General features: G+C 60.3%; 13 protein-coding genes. 4 read left to right on the top strand and 9 right to left on the bottom strand.

What is annotated here, in order from left to right; genetic code table 11:
• The first annotated feature begins 92 nt into the window (after nucleotides 1–92).
• Both AB6O04_RS01505 and AB6O04_RS01500 read left to right on the top strand, forming a co-directional pair.
• Nucleotides 93–2,162, top strand: coding sequence for a carbon starvation CstA family protein (locus AB6O04_RS01505; protein WP_368561859.1), 2,070 nt, complete (start codon nucleotides 93–95; stop codon nucleotides 2,160–2,162).
• A 13-nt stretch (nucleotides 2,163–2,175) separates the two neighbouring features.
• Nucleotides 2,176–2,400 carry a YbdD/YjiX family protein gene (locus AB6O04_RS01500; protein WP_368561858.1) on the top strand — a complete coding sequence of 75 codons (225 nt, stop codon included), beginning with the start codon at nucleotides 2,176–2,178 and terminating at the stop codon, nucleotides 2,398–2,400.
• Between the two features lie 252 nt (nucleotides 2,401–2,652).
• Here the strand turns inward: AB6O04_RS01500 and AB6O04_RS01495 are convergent, their stop codons facing one another.
• On the bottom strand, nucleotides 2,653–3,909 hold the full coding sequence (locus tag AB6O04_RS01495) for a DUF819 domain-containing protein (protein ID WP_368561856.1): 1,257 nt from the start codon (nucleotides 3,907–3,909) through the stop codon (nucleotides 2,653–2,655).
• Nucleotides 3,910–4,313: 404 nt separating this feature from the next.
• Between AB6O04_RS01495 and AB6O04_RS01490 the strand changes: the two genes are divergently transcribed.
• The gene (locus AB6O04_RS01490; protein WP_368561855.1) at nucleotides 4,314–5,174 is read left to right on the top strand and encodes a hypothetical protein; all 861 of its coding nucleotides are present in this window, start codon (nucleotides 4,314–4,316) and stop codon (nucleotides 5,172–5,174) included.
• Between the two features lie 206 nt (nucleotides 5,175–5,380).
• Here AB6O04_RS01490 and AB6O04_RS01485 read toward each other — a convergent pair whose 3' ends face one another.
• Nucleotides 5,381–7,456, bottom strand: a complete 2,076-nt coding sequence (locus AB6O04_RS01485; RefSeq protein WP_368561854.1) for a prolyl oligopeptidase family serine peptidase — start codon at nucleotides 7,454–7,456, stop codon at nucleotides 5,381–5,383.
• Nucleotides 7,457–7,555: 99 nt separating this feature from the next.
• Nucleotides 7,556–9,514, bottom strand: coding sequence for an OPT family oligopeptide transporter (locus tag AB6O04_RS01480; RefSeq protein ID WP_368561852.1), 1,959 nt, complete (start codon nucleotides 9,512–9,514; stop codon nucleotides 7,556–7,558).
• A 107-nt stretch (nucleotides 9,515–9,621) separates the two neighbouring features.
• On the opposite strand from AB6O04_RS01480, the gene AB6O04_RS01475 reads away from it, so the two are divergent.
• The gene (locus AB6O04_RS01475; protein ID WP_368561851.1) at nucleotides 9,622–11,433 is read left to right on the top strand and encodes a peptide MFS transporter; all 1,812 of its coding nucleotides are present in this window, start codon (nucleotides 9,622–9,624) and stop codon (nucleotides 11,431–11,433) included.
• 54 nt (nucleotides 11,434–11,487) lie between these two features.
• Here AB6O04_RS01475 and AB6O04_RS01470 read toward each other — a convergent pair whose 3' ends face one another.
• The 6 genes from AB6O04_RS01470 to AB6O04_RS01445 all read right to left on the bottom strand — a co-directional run bounded on the left by AB6O04_RS01470 (nucleotide 11,488) and on the right by AB6O04_RS01445 (nucleotide 17,577).
• The gene (locus AB6O04_RS01470; RefSeq protein ID WP_368561849.1) at nucleotides 11,488–13,461 is read right to left on the bottom strand and encodes an alpha/beta hydrolase family protein; all 1,974 of its coding nucleotides are present in this window, start codon (nucleotides 13,459–13,461) and stop codon (nucleotides 11,488–11,490) included.
• A gap of 178 nt (nucleotides 13,462–13,639) precedes the next feature.
• Nucleotides 13,640–14,545 (bottom strand): dTDP-4-dehydrorhamnose reductase, encoded by a 906-nt coding sequence (gene rfbD, locus AB6O04_RS01465; protein ID WP_368561848.1) that lies wholly within the window; start codon nucleotides 14,543–14,545, stop codon nucleotides 13,640–13,642.
• Nucleotides 14,542–15,099 carry a dTDP-4-dehydrorhamnose 3,5-epimerase gene (gene rfbC, locus AB6O04_RS01460; protein ID WP_368561847.1) on the bottom strand — a complete coding sequence of 186 codons (558 nt, stop codon included), beginning with the start codon at nucleotides 15,097–15,099 and terminating at the stop codon, nucleotides 14,542–14,544. The genes rfbD and rfbC overlap by 4 nt, the downstream gene beginning before the upstream one ends.
• Nucleotides 15,096–15,983: a glucose-1-phosphate thymidylyltransferase RfbA gene (gene rfbA / locus AB6O04_RS01455; protein ID WP_368561846.1), complete on the bottom strand. Its 888-nt coding sequence runs from the start codon at nucleotides 15,981–15,983 to the stop codon at nucleotides 15,096–15,098. The genes rfbC and rfbA overlap by 4 nt, the downstream gene beginning before the upstream one ends.
• Before the next feature lie 15 nt (nucleotides 15,984–15,998).
• Nucleotides 15,999–17,054, bottom strand: coding sequence for a dTDP-glucose 4,6-dehydratase (rfbB, locus tag AB6O04_RS01450; RefSeq protein WP_368561844.1), 1,056 nt, complete (start codon nucleotides 17,052–17,054; stop codon nucleotides 15,999–16,001).
• A gap of 40 nt (nucleotides 17,055–17,094) precedes the next feature.
• Entirely contained in the window at nucleotides 17,095–17,577 is a 483-nt protein-coding gene (locus AB6O04_RS01445; protein ID WP_368561843.1) for a single-stranded DNA-binding protein, read from the bottom strand.
• Nucleotides 17,578–17,675 lie beyond the last annotated feature (98 nt).

Raw genomic sequence — 17,675 nt, 5'->3', positions numbered from 1 at the left:
TAGACCAAAGTCGAAGACCGAATCTGCGGTTACAGATTGACCCTTTTCCTCCATGGGAGGACGCTAGCGCAGGTCTCTTTGGAGGTTCGTTCATGAAAGGTCTGTCGAAGCTCGGTTGGGCGGCGCTAGCCATACTTGGTGCGTTCGCGTTGGGAACGGTCGCGCTACGCCGCGGCGAGCACATCAATGCGCTTTGGATCGTGGTGGCCGCGGTATCGATCTATCTGGTCGCCTACCGCTTCTACAGTCTCTTCATCGCCAATAATGTGCTGCGGCTGGATCCCACCCGCGCCACGCCCGCCGTCGTCAACAACGACGGCCTGGACTACGTGCCCACCAACAAGCACGTTTTATTCGGCCACCACTTCGCCGCTATCGCCGGTGCCGGCCCACTGGTCGGGCCGGTCTTGGCGGCGCAAATGGGCTACTTGCCCGGCACGCTGTGGCTGATCGCCGGCGTGGTGCTGGCCGGTGCGGTGCAGGACTTCATGGTGTTGGTGATCTCCAGCCGCCGCAACGGCCGCTCGCTGGGCGATCTGGTAAGAGAAGAAATGGGCCAGGTGGCCGGCACCATCGCGTTGTTCGGTGCGTTCCTGATCATGATCATCATCCTGGCGGTGCTGGCGATGATCGTGGTCAAGGCGCTCGCGGAAAGTCCGTGGGGCATGTTCACCGTCATGGCGACGATACCCATCGCCATCTTCATGGGCGTGTACATGCGCTACATCCGCCCGGGCAAGATCCTCGAGATCTCCGTGGTCGGCTTGGTGCTGCTGCTGCTGGCGATCTGGTTCGGCGGCAAGGTGGCGGCGCATCCGACCTGGGGACCGGCCTTCACGTTCACTGGCACTCAGATCACCTGGATGCTGATCGGCTACGGATTCGTCGCCGCGGTATTGCCGGTGTGGCTACTGCTGGCGCCGCGCGACTATCTGTCGACGTTCCTGAAGATCGGCACCATCATCGCGCTGGCGATCGGCATCGTCATCGTGATGCCGGAGCTGCGCATGCCGGCATTGACGCAGTTCACCGACGGCACCGGACCGGTGTGGAAAGGCAGCATGTTCCCGTTCCTGTTCATCACCATTGCGTGCGGTGCGGTCTCGGGTTTCCACGCGTTGATTTCCTCCGGTACCACGCCAAAGCTGCTGGCCAGCGAAAGCCATGCGCGCTACATCGGCTACGGCGGCATGCTGATGGAATCGTTCGTGGCGATCATGGCAATGGTCGCGGCGTCGATCATCCACCCGGGTGTGTATTTCGCCATGAACAGTCCGGCGGCGATCATCGGCACCGACGTCCAGACCGTGGCACAGACCGTGTCGAGCTGGGGCTTCGCGGTGACGCCCGAGATGCTGACGGCAACGGCGAAAGAGATCGGCGAGAACAGCATCCTGTCGCGCGCTGGCGGCGCGCCGACGTTGGCGGTAGGCATAGCGCAGATACTACACGCGGTGCTGCCGGGCGAAGGCATGATGGCGTTCTGGTATCACTTCGCGATTCTGTTCGAAGCACTGTTCATCCTGACGGCAGTCGATGCCGGCACGCGCGCGGGCCGCTTCATGCTGCAGGACCTGCTTGGCAACTTCGTACCGGCACTGCGCCGCACCGAAGCATGGGGTCCTAACCTGCTTGCCACCGCGGGCTGCGTGGCATTGTGGGGTTACTTCCTGTACCAGGGCGTCACCGATCCACTGGGCGGCATCAACATGCTGTGGCCGCTGTTCGGCATCGCCAATCAGATGCTGGCGGGCATTGCGTTGATGTTGTGCACCGTGGTGCTGTTCAAGATGAAACGCGACCGCTATGCGTGGGTTTCGATCGTGCCGACAGTGTGGCTGCTGATTTGCACCACCGCGGCCGGGTGGATCAAGATCTTCGATGAAAACCCTGCGGTCGGATTCCTCGCCCAGGCGGGCAAGTACCGGAACGCGATCGCCGCCGGCGAACTGCTCGCGCCGTCGAAGGATTTCGGCCAGATGCAGCAGGTGATGATCAACAACTACGTCAACGCGGGTCTCACCGCGCTGTTCCTGTTCGTGGTGTTCAGCGTGCTGTTCTATTCGATCGGCGCGATCGCCAAGGCAAGGCGCAGCCCGCAACGCAGTGATCGCGAAACGGCCTATGTGGCCACCGATCCGGCCTTGGCGGAGAACCTTTGATGGGAGAACTGTTATGAGTACGGCGCTGGTTCCCGTCAGCCAGTACCAGGCGCACCGCCGCGTGTGGCGGCGCCTGGTGCAAACCGCCCGCCTGTGTTGCGGCGTGCCGGACTACGACAACTATGTCCGCCACATGCTGGACAAGCATCCGGATCGCGAAGTGATGGACTACAAGACCTTCTTCCGCGAACGGCAGGAAGCGCGCTTCGGCGGCAGGAACGGATTCCGCTGTTGCTGATGTCGTCCCTCGGTGCATACAAAAAGCGAAGCCAACGGCTTCGCTTTTTTGTATGCACCTTCGTATCTTTGTAGGAGCGACGTGAGTCGCTATCTCAAGAGAGAGAAGCCTTTAGACGCGGATTAACGCAGATAAACACGGATAAACGTCTTCAATGCTTTATCCGCTTCTTTCCGCGTTAATCCGTGTCAAAAGCTTTGGTTGTTCTTCCGGTCGCGACTCACGTCGTTTGTATCTGCCTCTTGGGGACGATCAGCCTCCCGCCAATATACGTAGCAGCTGACCGGTCATATAGGCCGCATAAGTACCCAAGGCATAACCAAATACGGCCAGCAACACGGCAACCGGCGCCAACGCGGGATGGAACGCACTCGCCACCACCGGTGCCGAAGCTGCGGCACCGATATTCGCCTGTGAACCTACCGCCATGAAGAACAGTGGCGCGCGAATAAGCTTGGCGACCAGCAACAGCAATGCGCCATGCGTCAGTATCCAGATCAGGCCCAACGCGAACAGCAAGGGCTTGTCCACCAGCGCCTTCAGATCCATGTGCATGCCAATGGTGGCGATGAGGAAATACAGCATCGCCGTGCCGATCTTGGACGCACCCGCGCCTTCCAGTTCCCGGGTCCGTGTGAAGCTGAGCAGCAGGCCGACGGTCGTGGCCAGTATCACCATCCAAAAGAATCCGGAGGTCAGGCTGAATTCCTCCAATCGCCATTCCGGCGGCAGTGTCTTGATCCATTCCACCAGCGGCCCCGCCAACCAGTGCGCCAAACCGGTCGCTCCCAGGCCTATGCCGAGGATCATCATCAGATCGGCCAAGCTCGGGTTGCGTGCATGTTTGGCTTGATAGGTTTCCATCCGGTGCTTGAGATCGTCGATAACCGAGGTATCCGCGCCCAGCCAACGGTCGACCGCCGAAGCGCGTGCCGCCAGAAACAACAACAATGCCATCCACAGATTGGCCACCAACACATCGACTGCCACGAACTGGCCAAACAACGTGGAATCAACCTGGAACACGGTCTTCATGGCCGCCTGGTTGGCGCCACCACCGATCCAGCTGCCGGTCAACGTCGCCATGCCGCGCCAGGTATCGCCGGCCACCGTTTCCGGATGGATCACGCCCATCACCAGGAACGACACCACCGCGCCCAGCATCACGCCGGCCGTACCGGTAAGGAACATGATCAGCGCCTTCGGGCCCAGTTTCAGGATGGCACCAATGTCGATGGCGATACAGAACAGCACCAATGAGCTGGGCAGCAGGTAGTCCCGCGCCATCGGATACAGAGCCGATGCCTCGCCACTGATCAACCCGGTGCTGTTGTAGATGGCCGGCAGCAGATAGCACATCAACAGCGCCGGCACGTAGCTATAGAACTTCTTCCAGAATCCACTGGGCCGCGACGCGCCCCAGAATACGAACCCCAACGTGACGGCCAACAGGCCCAGCACGACGGCGTCGTTGGTGATCAATGCGGTACCGGCCTCGACAGGCGCCATGGCATTCCCCTATTGCTGAACAAAAAAAACGGGCGAGCCACCGGAGCGACCCGCCCGTGTCGAACTGCCGGCCCAAGGCCAAGCATGGGCCGCATGGTGCCATAGGACGCCGCTCCTGCGGCTTGTGCCGTCTTCAGATCAAGGCCTGGCTTTATCCGATCCGCACTCCCGCTGAACGGGCTTGCCTGAAATCTCACATCTGTTTCAGCCACCTACGGGCGAGGTCACCACCCATGGCTCGTTGAGGGCCTTTTTGCCTTCTGACCGCGCCACGTGGTCATCTGGCTTGCTTTCAGCCGATGGCCGCTGCTCGCACCTACGGGCGTTTAACTGACCGCAACGGCCCGAAAGCCAGGGATAGATAGCGGGCTCCGCGCTCACATCCACCTTGAGGGGAGAATCCCATGACTGTTTCATCCAAGAAGGCTCGGCTGGGCGATACCGCCCGCTCCGTGCTGGTCGGTGCCGCCACCACGGTCGCCCTGTTCATCGCGGCCGCCGGCCCGGCCGGAGCAACCACGATCGGCACGCCGACGCTGATCGATGGCGGCCTAAGCTGCAAGGACTTCGATACGGCAAATATCCTGCGTGAGCTGGTGGTCAACCCGCTACCGGAGGGCGTGCAAGCCAATAGCGATGGCACGCTGACGGTGGATACCATCTATTTCGACTCGACCAGCGGTTGGCTGCTGTACTGGCAGCAACTCAGCACTGGCCAATCGATCCATAGCGTCGGGATAAGGGGCGGTGGCGTGGGCGTTCTGTACTCCTACGATCCGCCAGTGACTGAAGATGCTGGCCTGCACCTGCCGGCCGCACCGGCGTTCACCACCACCACTACCAACGACCGTTATCCGCCGATCGCTGAGGCCAGCTTCTGCTATTCCGTCCCGGAAGAGACCGGGTACGAAGGCTGCACGCTGGGCTATTGGAAGGTGAAGAAGCACCACGATTCCTGGCCGCTGCCGTACACCACCAGCACGCTGGTGCAAAGCTACTTCGGCGTGGACGCGCCTGACGCTACCTTCCTGACGGCGCTGAGCTTCCAAGGCGGCCCGGGCGTGGACGGCGCCAAGCGCATCCTGATGAAGCAGGCCATTGCCTCATTGCTCAACGCAACCTCGACCGGCGTCGACTTCCCGCTGACATCGGCACAGGTGATCCAGCAGGTGACCTTCGCATTGGGCACCGGCGACCGCGAAGTGATGCTGTCGCTGGCCAGTACGTTGGACGCGTACAACAACCAAGGTTGTCCGTTGAACTAAGCGGCGGCAATGAAAAAAGAAAAAAAGGGCGAAGCTTTGGCTTCGCCCCTTTTTGTGTTCTAGAGCAACAGCAAATCCCCCCATCCCCTCTTACAGCGCTTCTCAACAGCCGAATGGCTGGCAAGGGGAAGCTGGTCCCTGGTCCCTGGTCCCTGGTCCCTGGTCCCTGGTCCCTGGTCCCTGGCCCCTGATCTCAGACCCCTGCTTTACGGTTTGAGGTGTTGCTTCAACCAGCCATTCACCGTGTCATGCCACAGGATGCTGTTCTGCGGCTTCAGCACCCAATGGTTTTCGTCCGGGAAGTACAGCAGCTTGGATTCGATGCCTTTGCGCTGCAACGCGGTGAACGCGGACAGGCCTTGATCCAAAGGTACGCGATAGTCTTTTTCGCCCTGCACCACCAGCATCGGCGTGCGCCATTGGGCGACGTGGTTGACCGGGTTGAACTTCTCGTAGTTCTTCGGCGCTTGGTACGGCGTACCGCCGTTTTCCCACTCGGTGAACCACAGCTCTTCAGTGACATAGCCCATGGCGCGAGTGTCGAAAACGCCATCGTGGTTGACCAGGCATTTCCACGCCCCGGTGGACGGCGTATGCCAATTGCCGGCGATCCAGTTGATCATGTAGCCGCCATAGCTGGCGCCCAGCGCACAAGCGTTGCCGCCATCCAGAAAGCTGTATTTCTTCTGCGCCGCCGCCCAGCCCTTCTGCAGGTCTTCCAGCGGCCGGTCGCCCCAATGCTGGCTGATCGCGTCGGTGAACGCCTGGCCGTAGCCGGTGGAACCATGGAAATCGATCATCACCACAGCGTAGCCCTGACCGGCATAGGTCTGCGGATTCCAGCGATAGCTCCAACCATTGCTGAAGCTGCCTTGCGGGCCACCATGGATGAGGAAGGCGACCGGATACTTCTGCCCTTCCACGTAGTTCCATGGCTTGACCACATAGCCGTGCACGGTTTCGTTGTTCCAGCCTTTGAACTGGAACTGCTCGAAATCGCCGAAGGCGACGTCCTTCAGCACTTCTTCGGCGCTTTGAGTGATGGGTCGCGGGGATGCGCCATCCAGACCGGCAGTGAACAGCTGGTCACCGGATTTCAACGTATTGCGGGTGAACGCCAAGGTGCCGCCTGCAATTTCGAAGGCCGAGACGGAACCCTCTGCGACTACCTTCTTCACTTCTCCCGTCGCGATATCCACCGCAAACAACGGATGTTCGCCGTTGTCCTGCGCGGTGATGTAGATAGTCTTGCCGTCTTCCGACAACACGATGCCATCCGCGGAACGGTCCCACTTCGGCGCGATTTCCCGCACTTGGCCGCTGGCGATGTCCATCGCCATCAATGCGAAGCGATCCGCTTCGAAACCCGGCCGCTTCATGGCGCGGTAGTACAACGTCTTGCCGTCGGCGCTAAACGCCGGGCCTGCATCCCACGCGGGATTGGACGCCGTCATATTGATCGGTGCCGCCTTGCCATCCGCGCTCAGGCGATAGAGATCGAAGTTGGTCGACCAGGCCTCGCTCTTGCCGGCGACGCGAATGCCGGCGACCAGCGATTGTCCGTCAGGCGACCAGGCGTACTCGCTGGCGTCGCCGAATGGCTTGGACGGCGTATCGCCATCGAGGCTGTCGGTCAGCGAAATAGCGCTGGCGACCGGCTTGGCCTTGCCTGCCGGCAGGGCGGCAACGAACAGTCGGCTGCGGCGGCCATCGGCCCAGGTATCCCAATGGCGTACGAACAACCTCTCGTACACTACGCCGGTGCTTTTGCGTGCAGCGGTGTCGTCGAGTTTCTTTTTGGTGCAGGCGAAATCCGCCTTGCATTCGCCAAAGGTATCGGCGCTGAACGCAACCCGCGCGTCATCCGGCGATATTTTGTAGCTGCCGACATCCAACGGATAGTCAGTCAGCGCGCGCGGCGTGCCGCCCGCGACAGGCATGGCGTAGAGCTGTTGCGTGCCGGATTTCGCGCTGAGGAAGTAAACGGTTTTTCCGTCGGGCGAAAACGATGGCGAGTTGACATTCCAGCCTTCCGGCGTGAGCTGCTTGGGCGGTGCCATATCGCGCGTGCGCAGGTTGCGCGTCCACAGCCCGGTGTTGGACTTCGCTACCGCCGCATCGACCTGGCGCTTGGCGAAGACGACCTGGCTGCCGTCCGGCGACAACACCGGCGAGGACACACGCTCCAGCGCGGCCAGGTCGCGGACGTCGAATCCACGTTCGGCATAGGCCGGCAACGCGGCGAGCAGGCAGAAAGGCAGTACGGCAAGACGCAGATTCATCCGGGGCTCCGGCAAACAGGAAACCCCAATGTTAGGCCGTAACGTTGATCCGGCGCAAAGGCATGAAGTCATGCGTTTGCGCTTACGAATCTCACCAGATCAGCTTTCCAGCTTCACCTTGGTCAGCTTGGCACCCACCCGGTACATCAGCCAGCCCACCAACGTCAGCACGACCAGGCCGACCCACATGCTGAGCGGCTCGCCGAAGCGCCATGTTTCTGGCAGCGCCAGCACATCCGGACGCCCGCTCACCACGATGGGCACCGCGATGCCGATGCCCAGCAGCGCTTCACCCGTGATCAGGCCAGCGGCGAACAGCATGCCGGGGCGGTGAATGCGATCGCGTTCGGCTTCGTCGTGCGGGTGCACGCCGTGCTTGCGCTCCACCAAATAGGACAGCAGACCGCCAAGGAAGATCGGCACCATCAGTTCCAACGGCAGATAGATGCCGATTGCCGCGGCGAGCACCGGCACGCGGAACGTGGAATTGCGCGACTTCAGCCATTCGTCCAGCGCGATCACTGCCGCGCCGATCGCTACGCCGATACCGATCATGCCCCACGGCAACTGTCCACCGAACATGCCTTTTGCGACCGAGGCCATCAGGGTGGCCTGCGGTGCATTCAGCGATTGCGGGTGCTCCGGCGTGGAAGGACCGATGCCGTACGCGGCGGCAAGCAGATTCAGCACCGGCGCCATGATCAGCGCGCAGGAAAACGCGCCGATGCCGAGCATCAGCTGCTGCTTCCACGGCGTGGCGCCCACCAGATAACCGGCCTTGAGATCCTGCAGGTTGTCGCCGCCGACCGCCGCTGCACAGCACACCACCGCGCCGATCATGATCGCGGCGACCGCGCCTATCGGAGAATCGCGGCCAAGCAGGAACATCAACACCACGGAAGCGAACAGGATCGTGGCGATAGTGATGCCCGACACCGGATTGTTCGACGAACCCACCAGGCCGGCCAGATAAGCCGACACCGACACGAACAGGAAGCCGGCGACGATCATGATGATCGTCATTGGAATACTGACCGTCCACTGCCCCACGATGGCCTGGTAGAGCAGCGCCAGCGGAATCACGAAGATGACCAGTGCGACCAGCATCCATTTCATTGGCAGATCGCGCTCGGTTTCGGCGACGACCTGTCCGGCGCTGCTCTTGCGAGCGGCGGCGAAGCCGCTCCTGACGCCCGAAAACAGCGACTTGCGCAGTGAGAACAACGTCCACACGCCACCGATCAGCATCGCACCGACGCCCAGGTACCGCACCTTCTCGGCGCGAATGATCTGCGCTGCATCGAACGCGCTTTGGCCAACGATCTGCGTTGCCAATGCGGGATCGGTGTTCTGGAAGAACGCGTAGTAAAGCGGAATGGCGATGTTGTACGACAGGATGCTGCCGGAGAGCACCACGATGCCGACATTGAGTCCGACGATATAACCCACGCCGAGCAGCGCAGGCGACAAACCTGTGCCCATGTAACCCAAAAACTTGCCGAAGAAACCAGCGCCAGCGGCGTTGTCCGGGATCAGGCGCAGTCCGCTTTCGGCCGCCAGTTTCACCAACGCGCCAATGCCGCTCGCCATGCCCAGGATTTTCAAGCCCGGGCCCGGATTTTCGCCCGCCTTCAATACCTCAGCCGCGGCCTTGCCTTCGGGGAACGCCAACGGTTCTTCGACGATCATGGTGCGCCGCAACGGCACCGAGAACAGCACACCCAGCAAACCGCCCAGGCCGGCGATGGCCAGCACCCAGGAATAACGGAAGTCCTGCCAGTAGCCGAGAATGACTAGCGCCGGGATCGTGAAGATGACACCGGCGGCGATGGAGGAGCCTGCCGACGCGCCAGTCTGGACGATGTTGTTTTCCAGGATGGTGCCGCCGCCCAACAGCCGCAGCACTCCCATCGACACGACGGCCGCAGGGATGGCGGTCGCGATGGTCAGGCCCGCGAACAAACCGAGATAAGCGTTGGCCGCGGAGAGGACCACCGCCAGGATGATCGCCAGTACCACGGCGCGGAAGGTGAGCTGCGGAGTCGCAGGCTGATTCATGCGGTTCCCCTGATTGCGGAAAGCCGACACGCTATAGCCAAGCCGCCGGCAAGTCCAGCCGCGCGCGCAGGGATATACTCCGGCGGCCTTTTCGCCCGGAGCCGCCCTTGTCGAGTCCCGCCACCTTGGCCGTCGTGCAAGACGATTTCCTGGGACACCCCAAAGGGGTCTACGTCTGCTTCTTCACCGAGATGTGGGAGCGCTTCTCCTTCTATGGGATGAAGGCGCTTTTATTGCTTTATCTCACCAAATATCACTTGTTTGGCGACAAGGCCGGTCTGGACCTGCTGGGTGCGTATGGCGGCCTGGTTTACTGCATTCCCGTCATTGGCGGACTGCTCGCCGATCGCTGGTTGGGCATGCGCAAGGCAGTGGTGTTCGGCGGCATCTTGCTGGTGCTGGGCCATATCGGCATGGCGTTCGAAGGCAACGCCGCGGCATTAGTGGGAGACATGGTGGTCCGAGACGAATCCACGCTGCGCATCACCTACCTGTCGCTGGCGCTGATCATCATGGGCGTCGGCTTCTTGAAGCCGAACATTTCCACCATTGTCGGCCGTCTGTACGCCGAAAACGACCCGCGCCGCGATTCCGGATTCAGTCTGTTCTACGCCGGCATCAATCTGGGCGCTCTGTTCGCGTCGCTGGTGTGCGGGTATCTGGGTGAAACGCTGGGCTGGAAATACGGCTTCGGCGCGGCCGGCATCGGCATGTTGCTGGGCTTGGCGCTGTTTCTGTGGGGACAAAAATACCTGCAGGGACATGCCGAGCCTCCAGCGCCACAGACGTTACGCGAGCGAGTCGCGGGTGTACCGCGCGAATGGTTGATCTATTTCGGCGCCATCGCCGGGGTTGTACCGGTAGCTTGGCTGATGTGGGCGGCGGCGAATGGCACCTTCTCGCTGGGTGGAGAAGTGTCGTTGGCGCTGATGCTGATGCTGGTCGTACTTGTGGTCGTACTGGCGTGGTTCGGCTGGTTCATCACCACTCAGTGCACACCGGTGCAGCGGCACCAGATGCTCGCGTTGATGGCGATGATCCTTATGTGCCTGGTGTTCTTCACTTTGTACGAGCAGACCTACGGCTCCTGGGTGACGTTCACCGATCGCCTGCTCACCAAGGACATTTTTCCCAGTCTGGTACGCAGCCAGGAAGTGGTGGTGTGGTCGGACAGCATCGCTACGAATGCCGCGATTTTTCTTTCGCACGCGCCCTGGTCCACATACTCGTTGCTGCTGGCGCCGGTGTCGTTCGTGCTCGCCGCGGAACTGTCGGACCGGAGTCCAAGTTCTCGTGCGCCGCGTGCGCTGTTCATCGCGGTGGTGACATTGATGTTGGTGTTCCTGGTCCGTGATTCGGTTGTACTGCCGCAAACGGCCGGGTCGCTCACCTACTTGGGCGCCATATTCCTGGTGTTGCTGGCGCCTGTTTTCGCGGTGCTGTGGGAAAGTTTGGACAAGGTGGGCATGAATCCGTCCAAACCATTCAAGTCCGCATTGGGCCTGATGTTCGCCGGACTCTCGTTCGTACCCCTTGCCTTGGCGGCGCAACAGGTTGGCGACAGTGGACAGATCGCCAGCGTGTGGTGGCTGGTGTTGGCTTATCTGATACTGGAAATCGGTGAGATGTGCTTGTCGCCCGTCGGCTTATCGGCGGTCACCCAGCTGTCGGTCCCGCGCGTGGTCAGCCTGATGATGGGCACTTGGTTTCTTGCCACTGCCTTCTCAGAAGCACTGGCCGCGCTATTTGGAAAGCTCGCCGCCATTGATGTGCTTGAAGGCGAAACAATCGACATGGTGGACGCTGCCGCCAAGTACGCCGATCTTTTCTGGTTGATGATGTGGATAGGCCTGGCTTGCGCGTTGCTCGCTTTCGTTGCGACTCCGCTGCTCAGGCGAATGATGCATGGTGTGCGTTGACCGATACGCCGCTTAAAAAAAACGGCGCTTTTGGCGCCGTTTTTTTTTCACCTTCTACTTCGATTTGACTCCGCCGATATGGCGACCGAAGAAACCTAGAAGCTTGGTGTAGTACTCATGCCGATGCTCTTCGGTGTAGAAGCCATGCCCTTCAGTTTTATAGTAGAGCGTCTCCACCGGGACTCCTGCCGCTTTCAACCGGCGTTCCATGAGTTCGGAGTGTGCGATAGGCGTTCGTTCGTCTTCGCCACCTGCCGCGAGAAAAATCGGCACTTTGATGCGATTCGCCATATTGGTGGGCGAAACGGCGGCTATTTCGTCACGCTCACCGATCCATTCCCGGATATAAGCCTCCCCCGACCTGGCGGTTTGGATGTCACCACGGGTATGCATCATCGGCAGGTCGTAAACGCCAGCATAGCCGACCGCACACCTGTAGAGATCAGGCTCTTTGGCTACACCGGCCAGAGCGGCGTAGGCGCCATAGCTGGCCCCATAGATGCAGATACGATTCGGATCGGCGACGCCAGACTGTATCGCCCAGCGCGTCGCATCGGTAACGTCGTCCTGCATCTTCAGGCCCCACTGCTTCGCACCCGCTTCCCGGAAGGCTCGCCCATAACCACCGGAACCGCGAAAGTTGACCTGCAACACTGCGTAACCGGCTTGCGCCAGCATCTGCGCCTCCGTGTCGAATCCCCAGGTATCCGCAACTCCAAACGGCCCACCATGGGGTAGCACGACCATCGGAAGGTTTTTCCCATTCCCGACCTGAGGAAGAGTGATATAGCCATGCAGTGGCAATCCATCCCGTGCCTTCAACTGAATAGGTCGGGATTCCGCCATCTTTTCTGGATCAAACCAATCGCGGCGGCTCAACAGATATTCCGCTTTTCTTGCGTCGATCTGAAAAAGGTAAAAATCGCCGGGGTTGCGATCGCTACTCACTTGCACCAGCGCGATTTTTCCGTCGGCCGTAGTTGAGGTAATCCGCACTGCTTCGCCGGGAAATGCTGCTTCAAGCATTCCATACAATTTGGCCTCGGCCGATGCCGGATTGAAGAAATTGCGTCGCGGTTTGCCTGCAACAAGACCGACCCCAACCGGGGTCGCGCCTGCCCCGCCTTTGGAGTCTATCCCGTACACGATCCAATCAGGGTCCGCGATCTCATCGCGCATGATCTGCTCGCGGTTGCCGGAAGCCACGTCGTACGCGATCACGGCATCAGGTCCGCTGCTCTGCTCTACCTGCAGATAGGCAATTCGATTGTCTTGTGAGAACCCCAACGGATACTCGGCATTCCCGTCTACCACCTCGTCACTGATCAACTGCCAATCGGCACCATCGCCATGTCGATAGTAGAGTTTGCGCACATTGTCCGGTCCCGCACCATGCGCGAATCTGACGACGCCCTGATTGTCAGTGAAATAATCGGCGCGGCGCACCGGAGCCCGCGCGACGAGCGTGCGGCGGCCAGTGTAGACGTCCATGCGCTCTGCACGCGTGTAAGGTTCATCACCGGCCGGCCAAACACTGATGATCACATGCCGGTCGTCCTGCGGAAGCGCATCAACCAGAAACGCGGCGACATTCTCGACCTTTTTGGAATGAAGACGCGTGCCCGGACCAGCGCTCTGAACCCGAAAGCCCACCAGCAACTCCGGCTTCGATCCATCGGCACTGATAGCGTACAGCTCGCCTGTCGGCACCGGCTCATCCAACGTGCCGGCCTTCTCAGCAACCGCGATCACCACCCGCTCCGGATTTACCCACCAGAAATCCGTCACATGCGAGTTTTTCCCCAGGGAAAACGAACCCACTATTTTCTTTTCTGCACGACGCATGATTGCCAGACCGGTCCTATCCTCAAGCGGCACGGTCGCGGCATAGTAATCGCCATTGGGCGACAGCTTGATGTCGTGAAACAGGTCCTTGCGGACAAATGCCCCAATATCCGCCTGGGCGACCGCAATCGCCGGGTAAGTCAGCAAGCACATAACCAGTACGCTGTTGAGCCATTTCCACATAATCCGTCCCCTTCCCGCTTCCATTGATTCATATATAGAATCGCCAGCTTCAGCGCTACCACTCTCGCCAATGCTGTCGCCGTTATGCACCGCAGGTTATTGCCATTCTTTCGCTCAGACGTCCCCACGCCTTGTAGAAAAGCGAATCCCGCAACTTCGGATCTTTGTTCCAAGCATGTTAGCGGGACTCGGCCTTCAGATCATCCATCACTTTCTTCAACCCTGCCGGCCAATCCAGCAAGGGCGCGCTCAATGCCCCGCTGAGCTTTCCTGTATCCAGACACGAGTAACCCGGGCGTTTGGCCCGGGTCGGGTAGTCCTCAGTACCGATCGCCACGACTCGCGGCGGGCGCTGCAGCAGCCCCCGTTCGGCCGCGCCATCGATGATCGCTTCGGCAAAGCCATGCCAGCTGGTTTCACCGGTAGCGGTGAGATGAAAGGTGCCGGATAGCGGCTGTGAGTGGGAAATCGCGGCCGCCGTGACATCGGCTATGAGGTACGCCGGCGTCGGTGTGCCAATTTGATCGCCCACCACGCGTAGCTCTTCGCGTTCCGCTGCCAGCCGGAGCATGGTGCGCAGGAAGTTCTGTCCGCGCACGCTGTACACCCAGGCGGTACGAAATATCAGATGGCGTCCGCGCGCCGCACGTACTGCTTCCTCACCCGCCAGCTTGCTTGCTCCGTAGACACCCAGCGGTGCCGTTGGATCGTCTTCGCGATAGGGACTGGTGCCGGTTCCGTCAAAGACGTAATCGGTGGAGAAATGGACAAAAGGTACTTCGCGCTGCGCGCAGATTTCGGCGAGCACACCCGGTGCTTCCGCGTTCGCCCGGAAAGCCGCTTCTTGGTCGTCCTCGGCGCGATCCACTGCAGTGTAGGCTGCCGCATTGACCACTACGTCCGGCGCTAAGCGCTCAACCAGTTCCGCCAGGGAATTCGGATCGTCGAAATTGGCCACTTCACAACGAGCTCCGTCCGGCAGCTCGCCGGTCCGTGTCGCAGCCACGATCCTGCCTAGCGGTGCCAAACTACGACGAAGCTCGTGACCGACTTGGCCATTGGCACCCAACAACAAGATACTCATGCGGAGAAAATCGGCAGACGCTCAGGAGAGACATCGGCCAGCAGCGGTGCAACCGCGTCCTTGCCGGAAAGCAATGGCGTGCTGATTGGCCAATCGACGCCTATCGCGGCATCGTTCCAACACACTGCCGCATCGGCGGCCTTGTCGTAGGGCGCAGTGCAGAGATAGCTGAACAGTGCCCGCTCCGAGAGGACAGCAAAACCGTGCGCGAAGCCTTCCGGAATCCAGAACTGTCGCTTGTTCTCCGCACTCAGGATCACGGCTGTCCAACGGCCGAAGTGGGGCGAGCCGCGCCGAATATCCACCGCGACGTCATAGACCTCGCCTTCCAGCACACTGACCAGCTTTCCCTGCGGGTTCGGCCATTGGTAATGCAAACCGCGCAGTACCCCACGCGAGGACAAAGACACATTGCTTTGTACGAAGCAGGTGGGCAGTCCATGTTTGCCGTAGCGTTCGGCATTCCAGGTTTCGAAGAAGAAGCCACGATCATCGCCAAACACCGCAGGCTCGATGATGATGCAGCCTGGCAGACGGGTTTCGACCACCTTCATCGCACCACCCCGCGCGCGATCAGCGACAGCAGATATTGGCCATATCCGCTCTTTGCCAACGGCGCAGCCAGTCCTTCCAACTGAGCCGTGTCGATCCAGCCGTTTCCGTACGCAATCTCTTCCGGACAACACACTCTCAACCCTTGCCGCGCTTCGATGGTCTCGATAAAGGTCGAGGCTTCCAACAGGGATTGATGGGTGCCGGTATCCAACCACGCGTGTCCCCGGCCCAACGGCTCCAAGTGCAAGTTACCTTGCCCCAGGTAGCAACGATTCAGATCAGTGATCTCTAGCTCGCCGCGGGACGAGGGTTTCAACGAAGCGGCGTATTCGCTGGCATTTCCGTCATAGAAATAAAGACCGGTAACCGCATAGTTGGAGCGCGGCTGAGCAGGCTTTTCTACTATATCGACGACCCGGCCCTGCGCATCGAATTCAGCGACACCATAACGTGCCGGATCACTAACCCAGTAGCCGAAAACAGTGGCGCCATCGGCGCGTGCATCGGCACGGTGCAATATTTCGCTGAAGCCGTGCCCGTGGAAGATGTTGTCGCCCAGCACCAAGCAACTAGGTTTGCCGCCGACAAATTCGCGGCCAATGAGGTAGGCCTGTGCCAATCCGTCCGGGCTGGGCTGGACCGCATACCGAATTTGCATGCCCCATTGTGATCCATCGCCTAGCAGCTGCTTGAAAAGCGCCTGCTCATGCGGCGTGTTGATCACCAGCACTTCACGAATGCCCGCCAGCATCAACACGCTGAGCGGGTAATAGATCATCGGCTTGTCGTAGACCGGCAACAGCTGCTTGCTGATGGCCTGCGTCAACGGATAGAGACGGGTGCCGGAACCGCCGGCCAGGATTATGCCTTTGCGTGTCGTCATCGCTTTCTCTCGCCGTTATGCCGCAGTGCCGATGCGTTCCAGACGATAGCTACCGTCCAGCACCCGCTTTACCCACTCCTGATGGTCGAGATACCAGTCGACTGTCTCTGCGATGCCCTGTTCGAAAGTATGCTGAGGCCGCCACCCAAGCTCACTCTTGAGTTTGGACGCATCGATGGCATAGCGGCGGTCGTGCCCAGGACGATCGGCAACAAACGTAATCTGGGTGGCGCGCGATTTTCCGTCTTCACGCGGACGACGCTCATCCAGCAATTTGCAGATGGTTTTGACCACTTCGATATTCTGACGCTCGGCATCGCCACCCACGTTGTATGTTTCGCCGACACGACCCTTCTCAAGCACGGTCCGAATAGCCGAACAATGATCTCCCACGAACAACCAATCGCGGACGTTCTTGCCGTCGCCGTAAACCGGCAGCGCTTCGCCTGCCAAGGCCCGCGCAATGACGAGGGGGATCAGTTTTTCGGGGAAATGGTAGGGGCCGTAGTTGTTCGAGCAATTGGTCGTCAGCACCGGCAGACCATAGGTATGGTGAAACGCGCGTACCAGATGATCGGAAGCTGCCTTGGAAGCGGAGTAAGGCGAATTTGGCGCGTACGGCGTAGTTTCGGTGAACTTGCCCGTGTCGCCCAATGAACCGTAGACCTCGTCCGTGGACACGTGCAGGAATCGGAACGCATCGCGCCGCTCTCCCTGCAATGAACGCCAGTAGTCGCGCACCGCTTCCAGCAAAGCCAATGTACCGACCACGTTGGTCTGGATGAAAGCTCCCGGACCGTCGATGGACCGGTCGACGTGGCTCTCGGCAGCGAGATTTAGCACCGCATCAGGCTGGTGCTCAGCCAGCAGCCTGGCTACCAACGCACCATCACCAATATCGCCATGGACGAACACGTGGTCAGGGTCGCTCTCCAGCGCCGACAGCGTGTCGAGGTTCCCGGCGTAGGTCAACGCATCCAGATTGATGATGCGGACGCCGCTGGCGACCGCCCGCAGTACAAAATTTCCACCGATAAAACCGGCTCCACCGGTCACCAGCCAAGTCGGCACATTTCTCCCCATTTGTTTTGATTAAGTCGTTCGTAGCCGATCAGAACGGAATATCGTCGTCAGCGAAATCGTCCACCGGCGCCTGCTGCGGCGCCGGAGCCTGCCGGCGTGGGGCCGAAGACGAACCCGATGACGAATATTCCTGGCGCTGCGGGCGGGCCGAACGTTCACCGCCACCGCCGCCTTCGCCACGGCCGCCCAGCATCTGCATTTCGTCGGCGATGATGTCGGTGGAATACTTCTCCACCCCGTCCTGGCCGGTGTACTTGTCATAACGCAGCGAGCCTTCCACGTAGACGGAGCTGCCCTTGCGCAGGTACTCGCCAGCGATTTCGCCCAGCTTTCCGAAGAACACTACGCGGTGCCATTCGGTGCGTTCCTGCTGGTTGCCTTCTTTGTCCTTGCGGACGCTGGTGGTGGCCAGGCTGATCCGGGTGATCGCCATGCCGCCCTGGGTATATTTGGTTTCCGGGTCATTGCCGAGATTGCCGACCAGGATGACTTTGTTGATGCCGCGGGCCATATCGTTTTCCGTTGAGAAACACCCGCCAATCGCGGGCATAGACTAGTGGAGTATACCCGCGGCACTCGGACCATCAGAGGGCTTCCTAGTCAGCTGTA

It is taken from the genome of Pseudoxanthomonas sp. UTMC 1351 (genome assembly GCF_040948865.1).
Lineage (GTDB): Bacteria > Pseudomonadota > Gammaproteobacteria > Xanthomonadales > Xanthomonadaceae > Pseudoxanthomonas_A.
The sequence above is the reverse complement of the archived record's forward strand: the minus strand, read 5'-3'. Positions and strand labels throughout refer to the sequence as shown.